General features: G+C 46.3%; 17 protein-coding genes and 1 riboswitch. Of the genes, 2 read left to right on the top strand and 15 right to left on the bottom strand.

Annotated features, from left to right (window positions below; all coding sequences use genetic code 11):
• Positions 1-71 precede the first annotated feature (71 nt).
• Positions 72-185, top strand: coding sequence for an EYxxD motif small membrane protein (locus V6B33_RS13470; protein WP_334218274.1), 114 nt, complete (start codon positions 72-74; stop codon positions 183-185).
• On the opposite strand, the gene purD is transcribed toward V6B33_RS13470, so the two are convergent.
• From purD to V6B33_RS13395, 15 genes are all read right to left on the bottom strand, one after another.
• Positions 163-1,434 carry a phosphoribosylamine--glycine ligase gene (gene purD, locus V6B33_RS13465; RefSeq protein WP_334218273.1) on the bottom strand — a complete coding sequence of 424 codons (1,272 nt, stop codon included), beginning with the start codon at positions 1,432-1,434 and terminating at the stop codon, positions 163-165. The genes V6B33_RS13470 and purD overlap by 23 nt on opposite strands.
• A gap of 36 nt (positions 1,435-1,470) precedes the next feature.
• The gene (purH, locus tag V6B33_RS13460) at positions 1,471-3,006 is read right to left on the bottom strand and encodes a bifunctional phosphoribosylaminoimidazolecarboxamide formyltransferase/IMP cyclohydrolase (protein WP_334218272.1); all 1,536 of its coding nucleotides are present in this window, start codon (positions 3,004-3,006) and stop codon (positions 1,471-1,473) included.
• Positions 3,007-3,112: 106 nt separating this feature from the next.
• The gene (gene purN, locus V6B33_RS13455; protein WP_334218271.1) at positions 3,113-3,688 is read right to left on the bottom strand and encodes a phosphoribosylglycinamide formyltransferase; all 576 of its coding nucleotides are present in this window, start codon (positions 3,686-3,688) and stop codon (positions 3,113-3,115) included.
• Between the two features lie 13 nt (positions 3,689-3,701).
• A complete protein-coding gene (gene purM / locus V6B33_RS13450; protein WP_334218270.1) occupies positions 3,702-4,742 on the bottom strand; it encodes a phosphoribosylformylglycinamidine cyclo-ligase in 1,041 nt (346 codons plus the stop codon).
• A gap of 14 nt (positions 4,743-4,756) precedes the next feature.
• On the bottom strand, positions 4,757-6,178 hold the full coding sequence (purF, locus tag V6B33_RS13445) for an amidophosphoribosyltransferase (RefSeq protein ID WP_334218269.1): 1,422 nt from the start codon (positions 6,176-6,178) through the stop codon (positions 4,757-4,759).
• Entirely contained in the window at positions 6,154-8,388 is a 2,235-nt protein-coding gene (purL, locus tag V6B33_RS13440; protein WP_334218268.1) for a phosphoribosylformylglycinamidine synthase subunit PurL, read from the bottom strand. Before purL ends, purF begins: the two co-directional genes overlap by 25 nt.
• On the bottom strand, positions 8,372-9,058 hold the full coding sequence (purQ, locus tag V6B33_RS13435; protein ID WP_334218267.1) for a phosphoribosylformylglycinamidine synthase subunit PurQ: 687 nt from the start codon (positions 9,056-9,058) through the stop codon (positions 8,372-8,374). The genes purL and purQ overlap by 17 nt, the downstream gene beginning before the upstream one ends.
• On the bottom strand, positions 9,055-9,309 hold the full coding sequence (purS, locus tag V6B33_RS13430) for a phosphoribosylformylglycinamidine synthase subunit PurS (RefSeq protein WP_334218266.1): 255 nt from the start codon (positions 9,307-9,309) through the stop codon (positions 9,055-9,057). The genes purQ and purS overlap by 4 nt, the downstream gene beginning before the upstream one ends.
• Complete coding sequence (gene purC / locus V6B33_RS13425) at positions 9,297-10,022, bottom strand: phosphoribosylaminoimidazolesuccinocarboxamide synthase (protein ID WP_334218265.1); 726 nt, start codon at positions 10,020-10,022, stop codon at positions 9,297-9,299. The genes purS and purC overlap by 13 nt, the downstream gene beginning before the upstream one ends.
• A 108-nt stretch (positions 10,023-10,130) precedes the next feature.
• Positions 10,131-11,429 carry an adenylosuccinate lyase gene (gene purB / locus V6B33_RS13420; protein ID WP_334218264.1) on the bottom strand — a complete coding sequence of 433 codons (1,299 nt, stop codon included), beginning with the start codon at positions 11,427-11,429 and terminating at the stop codon, positions 10,131-10,133.
• Positions 11,426-12,586: a 5-(carboxyamino)imidazole ribonucleotide synthase gene (purK, locus tag V6B33_RS13415; RefSeq protein ID WP_334218263.1), complete on the bottom strand. Its 1,161-nt coding sequence runs from the start codon at positions 12,584-12,586 to the stop codon at positions 11,426-11,428. The genes purB and purK overlap by 4 nt, the downstream gene beginning before the upstream one ends.
• The gene (gene purE / locus V6B33_RS13410; RefSeq protein WP_442915532.1) at positions 12,573-13,052 is read right to left on the bottom strand and encodes a 5-(carboxyamino)imidazole ribonucleotide mutase; all 480 of its coding nucleotides are present in this window, start codon (positions 13,050-13,052) and stop codon (positions 12,573-12,575) included. Before purE ends, purK begins: the two co-directional genes overlap by 14 nt.
• 313 nt (positions 13,053-13,365) lie before the next feature.
• A riboswitch (purine riboswitch) is annotated at positions 13,366-13,467 on the bottom strand.
• An 87-nt stretch (positions 13,468-13,554) separates the two neighbouring features.
• The gene (locus V6B33_RS13405) at positions 13,555-13,755 is read right to left on the bottom strand and encodes an NETI motif-containing protein (protein WP_334218262.1); all 201 of its coding nucleotides are present in this window, start codon (positions 13,753-13,755) and stop codon (positions 13,555-13,557) included.
• Positions 13,752-14,282, bottom strand: a complete 531-nt coding sequence (locus V6B33_RS13400) for a DUF2179 domain-containing protein (protein ID WP_442915531.1) — start codon at positions 14,280-14,282, stop codon at positions 13,752-13,754. The genes V6B33_RS13405 and V6B33_RS13400 overlap by 4 nt, the downstream gene beginning before the upstream one ends.
• A 641-nt stretch (positions 14,283-14,923) precedes the next feature.
• Entirely contained in the window at positions 14,924-16,438 is a 1,515-nt protein-coding gene (locus V6B33_RS13395) for a DHA2 family efflux MFS transporter permease subunit (RefSeq protein ID WP_334218260.1), read from the bottom strand.
• Positions 16,439-16,598: 160 nt separating this feature from the next.
• On the opposite strand from V6B33_RS13395, the gene V6B33_RS13390 reads away from it, so the two are divergent.
• Positions 16,599-17,471, top strand: coding sequence for a TetR/AcrR family transcriptional regulator (locus tag V6B33_RS13390; RefSeq protein WP_334218259.1), 873 nt, complete (start codon positions 16,599-16,601; stop codon positions 17,469-17,471).
• Positions 17,472-17,981 lie beyond the last annotated feature (510 nt).

Raw genomic sequence — 17,981 nt, 5'->3', positions numbered from 1 at the left:
GGGGACGGCCATTATCTAATACTGGCCCGTCCCCCGTCACTTACGTATTCTATTCTAAGGAGATGCTAATTATGTTTTTCGAGTATCTGACTGATATGTCTTATGTGTTATTTTCGCTGATCGGCGGAATTATCGCAATTGCGTATGTGTTCATCCGCAGAACTAGGAAGAGACGTGTCCGATAGCCTTCTTCCCGATATCATTTCTATAAAAGAGACCCTTCCATTGCAGCTTGTTTATATGTTCATAAACAGAAGCATAGGCTTGTTCAACTGTATCCGCTTCGGCAGCGATCAACATTACCCTGCCACCGTCAGAAACCAGTTCCCTTTCTTGATTAAAAGCTGTTCCGGCATGATAAATGAGGGCTTCCTCACTTAGATTCTTTAGGTCTGGCAGTCGTATGCCTTTTTCATAACTCCCAGGATACCCTTCAGATGCAAGCACCACACCTAATACGGCATCCTCCTTCCATTCTAAATCCACTTTACGGTCTTCCAGCAGATCATGAATGACCATCCCAAAATCGGAATTCAAACGAGGGAGCACCACCTGTGTTTCAGGGTCCCCGAATCGCGCATTGAATTCAATCACTTTCGGACCGTCTGAGGTAAGCATGAGTCCCGCATAGAGAATGCCGGTGAATGAACGGTCTTCTTTTACCATCGCTTCAGCAGTTGGTACCAGAACGGTTGATACGGCTTCTTTCACAACTTCTTCCGAAATATGCGGCACTGGCGAATACGCACCCATTCCACCGGTATTCGGCCCCTGATCTCCATCGAAAGCCCGTTTATGATCCTGGGCGATCACCATCGGATATACCTTCTCACCCTGTACAAAAGCCATCAGGGAAAATTCTTCCCCCACCAGACATTCTTCCACCACTACTTTCACAGAGGCATCCCCGAACTTTTTATTCAGGAGCATTTCCTGCAGGGCCTGAATCGCTTCATCTTCCGTCTCTGCGACAACGACCCCTTTTCCGGCAGCCAGCCCGTCCGCTTTGATGACAATCGGTGCCCCGGTTTCCTTGATGTAAGCGGTGGCTGCATCGATGTCTGTAAACACTTCATAAGCAGCGGTCGGGATCTCATATTTCTTCATTAGCTCTTTCGAAAAGGATTTGCTTCCTTCGATGATGGCTGCGTCCTTCGTTGGCCCGAATACCTTCAAACCACGCGACTGAAACTCATCTGCAATTCCTTCAAGCAATGGATTTTCAGGACCAACGATCGTAAAATCTATCCCTTTCTCCATTACTGCGGATATCAATGCTTCGCTGTCTGTTTCATTCACCGGTATCAACTCGGCAACTTCGGCAATCCCGGGGTTTCCCGGTGCGCAAAACACTTCCGTCACACTTTCACTCTCAGCCAGCTTCTTCGCGATGGCATGCTCACGTCCGCCGCGCCCAATCACAAGTACTCTCATTAAAAAGCCCCCTTATAACATCAGTCAACCAAATCCTTAATGTTTAAAATGACGAACCCCGGTAAATACCATTGTTATTCCGTATTCATCCGCCTTCTTGATTGAGTCTTCATCACGAATCGATCCGCCCGGCTGGATGATTGCTGTAACACCTGCTTTGGCTGCTGCTTCCACGGTGTCATCCATCGGGAAGAAGGCGTCCGAAGCCATGCTGGATCCTACGGCTCTTTCGCCCGCTTGTTCAATGGCGATCTTGGCTGCACCGACACGGTTCATCTGCCCAGCACCCACGCCGATGGTCATTTGTGAATCGGTCAGGACGATGGCGTTTGATTTTACGTGTTTCACTACTTTCCAGCCGAGTGTCATGCTTGCCCATTCTTCCGCATTCGGCTCGCGTTTCGTCACGACTCTTACATCGGCATCATCAAGTGTGAAGGTATCATCGGATTGGACAAGAAGTCCGCCTTCCACGGTCGTGATTTTCTGCTCAACTTTATTGGTGGATTCGAACGGCACCGTCAATAAACGGATGTTCTTTTTACTTGAAAGGATTTCAAATGCTTCGTCACTGAAGGACGGCGCAATGACGATCTCCAGGAAGATTTCATGAAGCTGCCTGGCCGTTTCATCGTCAACCACCCGGTTCAATGCCACGATGCCGCCAAAGATTGAAGTCGAGTCAGCTTCATAGGCTTTGGTGTATGCTTCGTTGATCGTCTCACCCACTCCGACTCCGCAAGGGTTCATATGCTTGACAGCGACTGCTGCAGGCTCGGTGAACTCTTTGATAATTTGAAGGGCTGCGTTTGCATCATTGATATTATTATAAGACAGCTCTTTGCCATGAAGCTGCCTTGCCATCGCTACTGAAAATTCAGAACCAATCGGGGCACGATAAAAAGAAGCCTTCTGGTGAGGATTTTCCCCGTAGCGCAGACTTTGTTTCAATTCATATGTCAACGTGACGCGCTCTGGATTCTCCTCACCTGATACGTCTGTCATATACTCCGCGATATACGCATCATAAGCTGCCGTATGGCGGAACACTTTCGCCGCAAGCTTGCGGCGGTTCTCATGAGATACTTCCCCATTCAGCTTTAATTCCGCGATCACATTATCATAGTCCAATGCATCGACCACAACCGTCACATACTCATGATTCTTGGCAGATGCCCGCAGCATCGTCGGTCCGCCGATATCGATGTTCTCAATCGCTTCATCGACTCCGACATTGGGCTTTGCGATCGTTTGCTGAAAAGGATACAAATTCACACAGACAAGATCGATCCCTTCGATCCCCTGCTCTTCTAGCTGCTGACGGTGTGACTCCTCGCCGCGCTTTGCAAGCAGGCCGCCGTGAATGGAAGGATGAAGAGTTTTCACCCGGCCTTCAAGGATCTCTGGAAAACCTGTTACGTCTTCCACTCCCATGACTTCCACATCATTTTGAAGGAGCAGCTGCTTCGTTCCCCCGGTAGAAATGATTTCGTATCCCAACTGCTTTAACTCTTGTGCGAATTCCACGATTCCACTTTTATCTGACACGCTGATTAACGCTCTTTTTTTCACTGTGGCTCCTCCTCTAACTGCTCACTAATTATCAGCCTTTCCCAAGGCCTGTCCCTCAACACGTTACCACACTACCACAATAAAGCAACTGCCATTTCAGTACTTATCAGTAGCCTGTAGTGAGGAAAAGGTGGTTCAGGGTGGTGCGGTATAGATGGTGTTCGACATGCTGGATTTTGTCCTGGAGTGATTGTCGCGTCTCCCCTGTTGTCACACGGACTATTTCCTGCGCGATGATTTCACCTGTGTCCATCCCGGCGTCCACGAAATGTACCGTCACGCCCGTGATTTTTACGCCGGCTTCAAGAGCCTGTCCGATTGCATCCTTCCCCGGGAATGCAGGCAGGAGCGACGGATGGATGTTCACGATCCTGCCCCCATAGCCTTCAAGCAGGGTGGGGCCGATCAGCCTCATATACCCTGCCAGCACAATGAAATCCACCCCTGCGCTCTCGAGCTGGTGTAAGATCTCCTGTTCGAATGCTTGTTTGTTTTCATAGTCCCTTGCCCGGAACACAAAAGCGGGGATTCCTGCTGACTCCGCCCTGTGGATGACAAAGGCACCCGGCTGATCGCAAACTAAAAGCCTGACGTTGGCTTTCAGGGTACCAGCTTTAAAAGCATCAACCAATGCTTGAAAATTAGTTCCGCTTCCTGAAGCAAAAATGGCAATCTGTCTCATGACTAAGCCTCCATTACTGACTCGGTTTTTGTACGAATTGTACGCCTTCTCTGTTCGAAACCTTACCGATGATGCAGGCTGCTTCTCCCTGTTCTTTCAGGTAACCGACGATGGCTTCGGCTTCACTTTCGTTGACTGCCAGCACAAAACCGATTCCCATGTTGAAGATGTTGTACATTTCTTCCTGAGGGATGCTACCGTACTGCTTAAGCGCCGCAAAGATATCCGGTATTTCCCAGCTGCCTTCCTCAATGACAGCTCCAAGTCCGTCAGGCATCATCCGGGGGATATTCTCGATGAATCCCCCGCCGGTTATATGCGACATGCCGTTAACTGTATACCGGTTTAAGACTTCCAGCACCGGTTTCACATAAATTCTGGTCGGTGTAAGCAGCGCTTCCTTTAGTGTGGTTTTCAATTCCGGTAAAGATTCGTCCAAAGAAAAAGCATGATCTTCAAAAAAGATCTTCCGTACCAAAGAGTATCCATTACTGTGTATACCACTCGAGCCCAGTCCGATTAACATATTTCCTTCAGAAATATTTTTCCCGGTGACAATTTTTTTCTTTTCGCACGCACCTACCGCAAAGCCGGCAATGTCATACTCATCATCTGTATACATTCCCGGCATTTCCGCCGTTTCTCCGCCGATCAATGCACAGCCGGCCGATTCGCATCCGTCCGCAATCCCTTTTACAATACCTTCTATCTTTTCCGGCAGAGCTTTCCCGGTTGCGATATAATCCAAGAAATAAAGCGGCTCCGCCCCTTGAACGACGATATCATTCACACACATCGCGACACAATCGATGCCGATCGTATCGTGCCGGTCGGCCATGAACGCAAGCTTCAGCTTCGTCCCGACTCCGTCCGTACCCGATACAAGAACAGGTTCCTTCAAACCGAGCTGTGATAAGTCAAACATACCTCCGAAGCTTCCCAGCTGCCCGAGTACGCCTTCGCGTGCCGTCCGTTTCACATGTTTCTTGATCCGTTCAACCGATTCATATCCTGCTTCTATATCTACGCCTGCCTGACGATATGCATTTGCCATCTCTTGATCTCCCCCTATTTCACAAGCTCTTTTTCATGCGGATGAAGAGTATCCGGGTAGATTTCCGTCGGATACTTCCCGGTGAAGCACGCAAGGCACTGACCACGGTTCTCCGAAGAATCATCACGTCCGATCGCTTTCAATACTCCATCCGTACTAAGGAACGTCAATGAATCCGCCCCTATGATTTCACGCATTTCTTCCACTGAATTGGAAGAGGCGATCAATTCTTCATGAGTGGACGTATCGATTCCATAAAAACATGGATTCTTGATCGGCGGCGAACTGATGCAGACATGCACCTCTTTCGCTCCCGCTTCCTTCAGCATGCTGACAATCCGCCTGCTCGTCGTTCCGCGAACGATGGAGTCATCGACCATCACGACCCGTTTTCCTTCCACCACTCCTCTAACCGGTGAAAGCTTCATCTTCACACCCTGCTCACGAAGCGACTGGGATGGCTGAATGAACGTCCTTCCGACATAGCGGTTCTTAATGAGTCCCATCTCATATGGAATCCCCGATGCTTCCGCATAACCGATCGCACTTGAAATACTGGAGTCAGGAACCCCTGTGACAACATCCGCTTCAATTGGTGCCTCTTTCGCAAGCTCCATGCCCATCCGTTTACGGGCTGAATGGACGTTGATGCCCTGGATATTGCTGTCAGGTCTTGAAAAATAGACATATTCCATCGTACACATTGCATTGTTATTTGAAAAACTGAACCGTTCAGATGTGATCCCTTCATCATTGATGATCACAAGCTCCCCCGGTTCGATGTCCCTTACAAATTCAGCTCCAACGATATCGAAGGCACAGGTTTCTGAAGCCACACAATAGGCATCCCCTATCTTAGCAAGTGATAATGGACGGAGACCATGGGGATCAAGCGCCACCATCATCTCTGTTTCTGTCATGACCAGGAACGCGTACGCCCCTTTCAACATCGTCAGCGCATTCTTCACCCGGTCCTTCAACCGGGAATACCCGCTTCTTTTGATCAGATGTGCGAGAACTTCCGTATCTGAACTTGTTTGGAAAATGCTCCCCTGCCCCTCAAGCTGATGCTTTAAGGCGTTCGCATTGACCAAATTTCCATTGTGAGCAAGCGCAAGCCCTCCGCTCTGGGAGTTGAACAGAAGGGGCTGAACGTTTTCATAGCCCCCGCCTCCAGCCGTCGCATAGCGGACATGACCGATTGCGCCGAAGCCTGTCAGCTTCTCGATCGACCCTTCCTGGAACACTTCCGTTACGAGCCCTTCCCCTTTGTGGCCCCGTAAGCTTTCACCGTCTGAAACAACAACCCCGGTGCCTTCCTGTCCACGGTGCTGCAAACTGTGAAGTCCGTAATATGTGATTTGAGCGGCGTTCGGATGACCCCATATCCCGAACACGCCGCATTCTTCATTTAAACCTTTGATTTCAGCAGGCATGGAATCGCTCCTCTCCAGGCTGTTTCAAGTTCCCCGACTGACGCTTGTACGAGAACTTCGGCTTTGCGGGTTGCGATGGTGAGTTCTCCATCTTTCTTTACCGCCCCCACAGACTTTGCTTCTCCTACCAGTTTTTCAAACTCTTCCCGATTTTCGGGTTTCACAGACACAAGGAATCGAGATTGTGTCTCACTGAACAGGTCCGATACATGACAGTCACCGTTAACGATGATTTCAGCACCTAATCCGTTCGTACCGAACGTCGATTCCGCAAGTGCGACAGCCATCCCGCCTTCCGCGATATCGTGGGCAGAAGCAACCAATCCTTTTTGGATTGCTTCCAACACCTGCATCTGACGACGAAGCTCGATTTTCAAGTCAATGGATGGCGCCTGTCCGAAGATTTTCCCTTCCGTCAGCTTCTGCAGTTCACTTCCTCCGAATTCCTCACGTGTTTCACCGATGACATAAATCAGGTCCCCGGCTTCTTTAAAGCTTTGAGTCGTAATATGATCTACATCTTCAACAAGACCGACCATGCCGACGACCGGTGTCGGGTAAACAGCTGTACCCATCGATTCGTTATAAAGAGATACGTTCCCGCCGATGACCGGTGTGGAAAGCTCGCGGCACGCTTCGCTCATTCCGTCCACAGACTTCTCAATCTGCCAGAAGATTTCAGGTTTCTCCGGGTTTCCGAAGTTCAGGCAGTCTGTGATCGCAAGCGGGATTCCGCCTGAACATACGATATTCCGGGCCGCTTCGGCCACAGCGATCTTCCCGCCTGCTTCAGGATCCAAATACAGATAGCGTGAATTACAATCCGTTGTCATCGCCAGCGCTTTTCTCGTACCGCGCACACGAACAACCGCCGCATCGGATCCGGGGCTGACAACCGTGCTGGTTCTGACCTGGTGATCGTATTGGTCATAGACCCATTCCTTGCTTGCTATCGTCGGCTGCTGCAATAAAGAAAGCAGCGTTTCTTTATAGTCATCAACTTGTGGCACCGGCGTTTCCATCGCTTGAAACTCTTTATAATAAGCCGCTTCTTCAGATGGTTTATGGTAGACAGGTGCTTCCTCCGCAAGTGCATCCACCGGGACATCCGAAACCACTTCCCCTTTATGAAGGAGGCGAAGCCGCTTATCATCCGTTACCTTCCCGATCGAAACCGCTTCTAAGTCATACTTTGAAAACAGGTCGACAATTTCCTGTTCACGGCCTTTTTCCACGACGATCAGCATGCGTTCCTGCGATTCAGACAGCATCATTTCATACGCTGTCATGCCTCTTTCACGCTGGGGTACCAGATCAAGGTTCATTTCGATTCCGGATCCGGCCTTGGACGCCATTTCAGCAGATGAACTGGTCAAACCAGCCGCCCCCATATCCTGAATCCCAACAAGTGCATCGTTCTTGACCAGCTCAAGACATGCTTCGAGGAGTAATTTTTCCATAAACGGATCTCCCACTTGGACGGCAGGGCGTTTCTCTTCAGACCCTTCATTCAACTCCTCTGAAGCAAATGTCGCACCATGAATCCCGTCACGTCCGGTTTTCGCACCGACATACATAACGGTGTTGCCGACACCGTGTGCCTGCCCTTTTTTAATATCCTTATGATCGATCAATCCGACACACATTGCGTTGACGAGGGGGTTTCCTTCGTACGACGCGTCGAACTGGACTTCCCCTCCGACCGTCGGGATGCCGATGCAGTTTCCGTAGCCGGCGATACCTGCTACTACTTCTTTAAATAGATACTGAACACGAGGAGAATCCAGCTCTCCAAAGCGTAAAGAGTTGAGGAGTGCAACAGGTCTCGCTCCCATCGAGAATACATCACGTATAATGCCCCCGACACCCGTTGCAGCCCCTTGATAAGGTTCAATCGCTGAAGGATGGTTATGACTTTCGATTTTGAACACCACTGCCTGATCATCGCCGATATCAACAATCCCAGCTCCTTCTCCAGGTCCTTGAAGAACACGTTCGCCCGTTACCGGAAATTTTCTCAAAACAGGCTTGGAATTTTTATAGCTGCAGTGCTCTGACCACATGACCGAGAATAGCCCGGTCTCCGTATAGTTCGGTGTTCTTCCCAAGATGTTTTCCACCATTGAAAATTCTTCGTCTGTTAAGCCCATTTCACGATAAAGTTGTTCTTCTTTCACCTTAGATGCGGTTGGTTCAAGCATTAACGACATGTTTTTCCCTCCAGTGTTTGACAATCGATTGAAAGAGTTTCTTCCCGTCTTCACTACCTAATAAAGTATCCATCGCACGCTCCGGGTGAGGCATCATGCCGAGGACATTTCCGCGTTCATTCGTGATTCCCGCTATATCTGCCACACTTCCATTCGGGTTATTCCCGCTGTAGGTGAACACGATTTGATTGTTCTCCTTCAGCTTCCCAAGCGTTTCTTCATCACAGAAATAGTTCCCTTCACCGTGGGCGATCGGTATTTGAATTTCCGCATTTTTTTCATAACTGCACGTAAACATCGTTTCATTGTTCTCAACCGTTAAAGGAACGGTCTTACAAATGAACCTCAAACTGTCATTCCGGCGCATTGCCCCTGGTAACAGACCTGATTCCAGCAGAATCTGAAACCCGTTGCATACACCTAGCACAGGCTTGCCTTGTTCTGCCGCTTTGACGACTTCTTTCATAACGTTTGAAAAGCGTGCAATCGCTCCTGAACGGAGGTAATCCCCATAGGAGAATCCGCCGGGCAGCAGAACGGCATCATAGTTTTCAAGCGAAAGATCATCATGCCAAACGTAATCTGCTTCTTCTCCGATTTCATCTTTGATTGCATGGTACATATCAATGTCACAGTTTGAGCCTGGAAACACAATCACCGCAAACTTCATTGAGCCACACTCTCCTCGATCTCATATCGATAATCCTCGATCACAGGGTTAGCCAGCAGGCGGTGGCACATCTCTTCAACGGCCGCCTCCACATTTTCGACAGTCGACGGAATAGTAAGCTCCATATATTTCCCGACACGCACATCTTCAACAGACTTGAACTCCATTGAATGAAGGGCTTGCTTAACGACACTTCCTTGAGGATCCAATACACTTTCTCTTAGCGTGATGTAAACTTTTACTTTGTACATAAGTCATTTCCTCCTAAGCGTTCTAAAATAATTGAATATACTTCTGTTAAACTGCCTAAATCTCTTCTGAAGACGTCTTTATCAAGCTTCTGTCCCGTATTTGCATCCCATAACCGGCAAGTATCCGGCGAAATTTCATCCCCAAGCAGGATCTTTCCGGAACAGTCTTTCCCGAATTCCAGCTTGAAGTCCACTAAAAGGACTCCTGCTTCTTTAAAAATCTCTTGAAGAACTTCATTTACCTGGACAGCCCTCTCTCTTAATACGGCACGCTCCTCATGTGCAGCAATCTCTAAATAGTCAATATGATCATCCGTGATCAGCGGATCCCCCAGGTCATCATTTTTATAATAAAATTCGATGATCGGCTTCGGCAGCGGAGTGCCTTCTTCTATCCCAAGCCGTTTCGAAAGACTGCCTGCCATCACATTCCGCACGACCACTTCGAGAGGGATGATGTCCACCCGTTTGACCAGTTGCTCATAATCGGATAATTGCTTGATAAAATGACTGTCGATTCCCTTTTGTGCAAGCTTTGAAAATAGCAGACTTGAAATCTTATTATTCAAAACCCCTTTACCATCTATATCCGCTTTCTTCTCCCCGTTAAAAGCAGTGGCGGAATTCTTGTACTGAATCCAAACGACTTCTTCATCGCTCGTGGAGTAAATTTGTTTCGCTTTTCCTTCATATAAAAGCGTCCCTTTTTCCATACGAAATCCCCCTGTAATCATAATTTTTACAATCTTCAGTCTATATTCGGATAAAAAAAGGGAGGGATTCTTATAAAAAACCCCTTCCCTATCTATTTGTCGAAGTTCCTATTCCACCAATCCGCAGCGTTCAAAGATAGTATCAACATGCTTCAGGTGATAGTTATAATCGAAGCAGTCATCAATTTCTGCCGGAGCAAGCTTGGAAGTGATGGTCTCATCTTCTTCAATGAGCGACCGGAACGGAACCTGTTTCTCCCATGCTTCCATTGCTTTCGGCTGAACCGTATCATACGCTTCCTCACGCGTCATGCCTTTATCGATCAAGGCAAGAAGGACGCGCTGCGAGTAGATCAATCCAAGCGTACGATCCATGTTGCGCTGCATATTCTCCGGGAATACCGTCAAGTTCTTCACGATATTTCCGAAGCGGTTCAGCATGTAATTAAGAGCGATCGTCGCATCCGGCAAAATCACACGTTCAGCAGATGAATGGGAGATATCGCGCTCATGCCATAGCGGCACATTTTCATAAGCTGTCATCATGTACCCTCTGATCACACGCGCCATCCCGGTCATGTTCTCTGAACCGATCGGGTTACGCTTATGAGGCATAGCCGATGAGCCTTTTTGGCCTTTTGCAAAGAACTCTTCCACTTCACGCGTTTCGCTCTTTTGAAGGCCGCGCACTTCAACTGCAAACTTCTCGATGGACGTCGCAATCAAAGCAAGTGTACCCATGTAGTGGGCGTGGCGGTCACGCTGGAGTGTTTGAGTTGAAACAGGTGCAGGCGTGATGCCCAGCTTTTCACACACATATGATTCAACAAATGGGTCGATATTCGCGTACGTTCCGACAGCACCGGAAATCTTACCGAACTCCACACCGTCGGCAGCTGCTTTAAAACGTTCGACGTTACGCTTCATTTCTTCATACCAGAGAGCAAGCTTCAATCCGAATGTTGTAGGTTCAGCGTGGACACCATGCGTTCTTCCCATCATCACCGTGTGCTTATGCTCAATTGCTTTGTTTTTCAAAATCTCGACGAAACGCTCCAAGTCCTTCAGGATGATATCGTTCGCCTGTTTTAGTTGGTAAGAAAGAGCCGTATCCACTACATCCGTTGAAGTAAGACCATAATGTACCCATTTTCTTTCTTCCCCAAGTGTTTCAGAAACCGCTCTTGTGAAAGCCACGACATCATGACGGGTTTCCGCTTCGATTTCTTTGATGCGCTCGACATCGAAGCCGGCATTTTCACGAATCCTTGCTACATCTTCTTTAGGAATGTCGCCGATTTCTGCCCATGCTTCACATGCCAGAATTTCCACTTCAAGCCAAGCCTGAAACCGATTTTCCTCTGTCCAAATCGCTCCCATTTCCGGGCGTGTATAACGTTCAATCATTTCATTCGTCCTCCGATCTTTTCCTGCACGTTCCAAATCCCCGCTTCATTCACAGCAGCCATCGTTTCTTCGGCATCGTCTGTTAGAATGGTGACATGTCCCATCTTCCGTTTCGGCTTCGGCAGATCCTTGCCGTACAGATGGATGAACCAGTCCGGGTGACTTGGAATAGCATTCATTATAGGGTCTATATGCTCTCCTAATAGATTAACCATCACAGCGTCCTTTAATAAGGAAGGCTGTACAAGCGGCCAGTTACAAATCGCTTTGATATGCTGGTCGAATTGAGAGGAGTCGCACGCTTCAATGGAATAATGTCCCGAATTATGTGGTCTCGGCGCCAGTTCATTAATGTAGATCGAGCCGTCTTCCGACAGGAACATTTCAATGGCAAGCGTCCCGACCAGATCAAGCGTCTCACTGATCTTCTCCGCCATTTCAATCGCTTTTCGTGAAGTTTCATCGCCGATACGCGCCGGAGCAATCGTTTCATGCAGAATATTATCGACATGAATATTCTCCACTACCGGGAAATGCGTATGTTGTCCATCAGGATTCCTGGTCACTATGACTGATAGTTCTTTTTGAAAAGGGATCCACTTTTCCAGCACGCATGGTCCGTTTTCCAAAAGCACTGCAGCATCATTCACTTCCTCCACTCTTCGAATCACGAATTGCCCTTTGCCGTCATATCCGCCCCTGGATGTTTTCAGAACAGCTGGATAGCCAAGCTTTTCTATATTATCATAGATGTCTTCTTCCTGTTGAATCACAGCATAAGGTGCCACTTCAACACCTGCGAGCGTCAATGCTTCCTTTTCCTTGATCCGGTCCTGCGTGATGCGGATCAATTCAGCACCCTGCGGGAGATACGCTCTGCCTGACAGCCATTTCAAAGCGTCGTAGTCGATGTTCTCGAATTCGTAAGTGATCACATCCGATGCTTCGGCAAGGCGGTCCAATGCCTCATATTGATCAAATGGTGCGGTAATCACCAGGTCTGCAACCTGTGCACAAGGTGAAGATGGTGAAGGATCCAGGACCGCTATCCTAAATCCGCTATGTCTAGCAGAGAGAGCCATCATCCGTCCAAGCTGTCCTCCGCCGATGATTCCTATTGTCTGTCCCGGTAGGATCGTCTTTTTATTCAAGGTCATCACTGCTTTCCAGCACCTTCTCTCTTAACGCTTCCCGTCTGTTTTCTAACGTGTCTGCCAATTGTTTATCATCAATGGATAAGATCTGGGAAGCCAGCAGTCCCGCATTAGTCGCACCAGCCTTCCCGATTGCCACCGTCGCTACCGGCACTCCTCCCGGCATCTGGACGATAGAGAGAAGCGAATCCATTCCATTCAATGCCTTCGATTGAACCGGAACCCCGATGACAGGGAGAGTCGTTTTCGCTGCCACCATCCCTGGGAGATGGGCTGCACCGCCTGCCCCTGCAATGATCACCTTTATTCCTCTATCTCTTGCCGATTCTGCGTATTCGAACATATAATCAGGTGTTCTGTGAGCCGATACCACACGCTTTTCATACGAAACCCCGAGCTCATCCAGAATGTCACATGCGTGCTTCATTGTTTCCCAGTCTGATGTACTTCCCATAATAACCGCTATCATAATCCCGATGGCACCTCCACTCGTATTCTTCCACATAAGCTCTTTTCGCACCCTTTGTTGCTATAAACAAGAAAATAACGAATTGTACCTCTCCGTGTCTTTTTTAATTTTGATTTCGAAAAGAGCACCTGCACGCCCTTTATTCAACTTCTTAGATCTAGTACGGAAAGCAACAATCTTTGAGAAGATTCTCCACAAAAAAATACCCGGATCAATTGATCTCTGCATAATGAGAGAAAGCAATTGATCCGGGTATTTTAACCGTACAGAAAGAGAGCCCTTCCAGTCAGGGTCTTTAAGACGCTTCTACATCCAGACATTCACTTTCCCTCATAGTCCGGCCGTTTACGGCAGCCAGGTAGAAACTTACGGGCCATATTCCCATTATTATATGAGGGTATTCGATTTATTTGTCTTCATCATAACGCTATTCCACAGCACTGTCAACGAATAATCGAACGATTTTAAATGTCTGAAAATTAATGTTCGGATTTTACCGAAATCACTCTTCTATTTTCTTTCCTTCGAATACAATTGTCTGTCTAACAGGGACAACCTCTGTTTTCCCGCCGTCCTTCTGCTCTTCAAAAACAGGCTTCTCCATCCTTCTGACGGGCATATAACCTGCATCTTTCATGCGGTCCAGACAATCACTGATTGTTTCATTCTCCTGCACTTCAAATAAAAGCTTCTTTTTACTCATATATTGATTTTTCCTTTACGTATATTTCGAACGGCCTTCACCCAGAACCCGCCGTGAATCGTTTTCGGTTCATATGCAATGATAAACGCTTTGGGATCAAGCTCTTTAATCGTTGCATACAACTTCATCTCATATTTTCGCGGAGTCAGGATCTGCAGCGCCATTCGACTTCCTTCCAGTCCATTCGCTTCCCAGTTCGTCACACCGTACCCTTTGGAACGGAGCTGGTCCGGGAGTGCCCTGTCATATTCCTTCGTTATGACATTAACCGTAATATACCCCAATGCGAGCTTCTCTTCAATCTTCATCCCCACTACAACACCAATGCCATAACCAACGGCATACGCAATCAGGTTCTGGATCTCATTCAGGTTATCCAGAACAAGTCCAAGACCCACAACATAAATGACCACCTCAAATGTACTCACGAATGCCGCAACATACCGGTAGCCCTTCAGCGTCAGAATCATTCTTATCGTAAAAAACGACACATATACAATATTTATCACTAAAATGATCAAGACCATCATGACACTATTCTCCAACAACTTGTCATTCCTCCTCTGTCATACAAATACCCAAATTAAGTATTAATTCTACTAAAAAACAAGTAAAAGTTGAACCATTATCCGAAAAATATCCGATGGACCGACAGTGACAATTTATAGAAAAAAACAGCTCTGTTAGTCTTTTTCCTAATTCGACAGGTAGAAAACTTATTTTATAGGTGGTGAATCGATTTTCTCATCAAATTCTAATCTACCTTTAATAGTTTTCACGTTTTAACCGTTTATCATTAGACTTGCTTATGAATAAAGATTTCACTCCTTTGCAAGAGGAAGCGCCACTTCCTTCGTGTTTAAATCTTTATAAAATGAGGCTCATTCTAAATTTCTTTATTTGGGGACAAAAGCTTGCTGTAGCTTTTGTCTATTTTTTTGTTTCTGTATGTAACGCCGCTGTTTGTATCCGCTGAAAAGTTGAAAATAAAGTACAAAAGTTGAAAAATATGCATGAAACTTGAAAATATAGGGCTTATTCACATTCTGGAGAGGCGATCATTCACCTTCAACGCTAACATAGTATCCGAAAAAAAGAGGTTCAACGACATTCCTGATGAAACTCATTCAGGTGTATCGTTGAACCTCAAACTATTTATAATTACTAGTTAAACTGTTGCAGGCTTGGATGCGGGTTTATTGTTTTTGTTTTCGATTTTATTCACAGCATCCGAGCTTGTGTCAACACGTTTCACAAATAAAGCCAGTATTAGCGCAATGATATTCATACCTAAAGCTACGTAGAAGGAATACTGAATCCCCGCTAATAATGACTGCTGCGTCAATGCAGCTGTCGATGCCTCAGTGATCGTCGCGGGATCAACCCCGCTCATCAGACTTTCGCCTTCCGTTTTCGCGACAGAGTTCATAATGGTTATGAGGATGGCTGTCCCGATTGAACCAGAAACTTGCTGCGCTGTATTGTTGACTGCAGTTCCATGCGGGTTCAATCGATTAGGCAGCTCATTCAAACCATTTGTCATGATCGGCATCATCACCATCGACATACCAAACAGACGCAAAGTATAAATCAGAATGATGTGTGCGTAACTGGTATCCAATTGCAAATGAGCCAGCATGTAAGTCGAAATGGCTGTAATGCCAAGACCAGTCAAAGATAAGAGACGCGGACCGAACTTATCAAACAATTTACCGGTGATCGGTGACATGATTCCCATGATGATCGCACCCGGCAGCATCATCAGTCCGGAATCCAAAGGTGAAATACCCCTGACGCTTTGAACATACGCAGGTGTCAAAATCATACCCGAGAACATAGCAACCGCGTTGACGATCGCAATCACAGATGCAAGAGCAAACATCGGATACTTGTAAACGTGTAAATCCAACAGCGGCTCATCGATCTTAAATTGGCGGACAATGAATGCGATCAAGGCGATTCCGCCTGCAATCAATGTCGTCAAAACAATCGGATCCGTCCAGCCATCTGAACTGGCCGTACTGCAGCCGTATAATAATCCCCCGAATCCAATACAGGACAAAACAAGAGATAAGTAATCAAGTGTCGCATTGCTGTTTTGTTCCATGACATTCCTGAACTTCCAAACAGCCAACAATAAACTGATGACCGCTAAAGGAAGGATCATTTCAAACAGCAACCGCCAATCGTGATGTTCCACGATGTAACCGGACAGCGTAGGTCCGATTGCCGGTGCAGTAATCATGACCAGACCAAAAATCCCCATCGCAGCACCGCGTTTTTCACGCGGGAAGCTGACTAACATCACGTTCATCAATAATGGTCCCATCACGGAAGAACCCGCTGCCTGAACCATGCGGCCCGTGAGTAATAATCCAAAATTCGGTGCAAATGCTGCTAATGCAGTTCCTAATGTAAATATCACCAGCGATGTAATGACCAGACTTCGATTCGAAAAGCGCGTAATTAAAAATGCCGAAGCCGGAATCAAGATACCACTGACCAGCATGTAGCCTGTAGCCAGCCATTGGACTGTAGAGTAATCAGCTATCTCCAGATCAACCATGATGGATGGCAAAGCCACATTCAATAAAGAGTTATTCAAAAACGCCACGAAAGCTCCAATGAATAGTATCACAAGCATTAGATACGGTGGTTTTTTATGTTGTAAAGCAGAATCCATTTCCTCATCCCTTTTACTTTTTTCATTTTATTTTGCTACCCGAATTATTTTATACCGATAGTTCAAAAAAAGCAACACTTTTATACTCATTGTATAAAAGTGTTGTGTTTCCAGTACAAAAAATCTATACTACACTATAGAGTAGAGACTGGAGGAAGGTATGACAAATCGTAAAAGGAAAGTAGCAGACATAGCATTATCGTTATTCATAGCGAAGGGATTTCAACAAACTTCAATTCAGGAAATCATAGAAAAAGCAAAGATATCAAAAGGTACGTTTTACAATTATTTTTCGTCAAAAAATGATTGTATCGCAGATATTTTAGAGTATCTCCGTTATGACACAAGCCAACAGCGCATCGCCATGCAAATCGGCAAAGATAATCAAGACCGCGAAGTCTTTATCGAACAAATCACCATTTTAATGAAACTGAACGAAGAACGAAATTTAAGCGTTCTATTTGAGGCGATCTTGTCTTCGAATGAAGCAGAGCTGAAGAAATTGGTGATGCAGCACCGTATATATGAAATGGATTGGCTCTCCAACCGTTTCATAGAAGTAATGGGCGATGAAATCAGGGAAGTATCATTTGAAGCAACCGTCATGTTTTACGGCATGCTGCAATACCTGTTATTTACAATGCGGGTGACCAATACAACCTATTCATTAAAACACCTGGCAGACGTCGTTCTGTCCTACATCGAGCTGATCATCCCATATATGTTGGAAAATGACAGCTCAGTTCTGAGTCATTCAGCCATAGATTTATTGCAATCGAATATCAATAAAAGCACAATAACCCTATCAGATATCTTGAATCGCGCTGCCGAGCTGCAAAAGCAACACACATTCACTGTAGAACAACAGGATCTGCTGGATGCCATCATGAGCGAATTACAATGTGAACGCATCCGTAAGAGTGTACTCAATCCATTATTGAAACCTTTCAAACAATTATTCAACAATACAGACACGGAAATGCACGCTCACAAATTCACAAATATGGTATGGTATTACTTGAAATCAATCTAGCAAGTAGATAATTTATAAAGGAAAGCTGCCGAAATCAGGCAGCTTTTTATGTGTTTTCATAGGTTAGCAGTTGGAGAATTAGACGAGTTGTTGATGGTTGGCTGTTTTCTAAAAGATTGTTGCTTTACGTCCATTATCCAAGAGTTTGAATGAAGTGCGTGCACGTGCTCTTTTCGAACTCAAGCTTAGGAAGCTGCGGGATGGCTCGGCATCGACTTTAATCTTCTGGATGTGCACGCCGTTCGATAATATATTGCCTAGAATGATAATATGACCATTGTGTGATAATATGGCTACCGTTTTGATAAAACCCTAATAAGTATGATAATAGCTATTTTAGATTCGATAATAAAAGTCCGATTTTCGAAAATAAACTTTCAAATGTTGATAATAAAATCTTCATTTTAGATAATAAATGGCTGCTTCCTGCAATCGAGCCTTGACTGAAATGTGGATTTTGGAGTTGAATGGAGGCATGTTCAAGGAATTTAAACCTTTCATTCCTGTCTT

It is taken from the genome of Mangrovibacillus sp. Mu-81, assembly GCF_036867415.1.
In the GTDB taxonomy this organism is placed as follows: Bacteria; Bacillota; Bacilli; order Bacillales; family Bacillaceae_B; genus Rossellomorea.
This window is presented reverse-complemented; position numbering and strand designations above follow the sequence as displayed.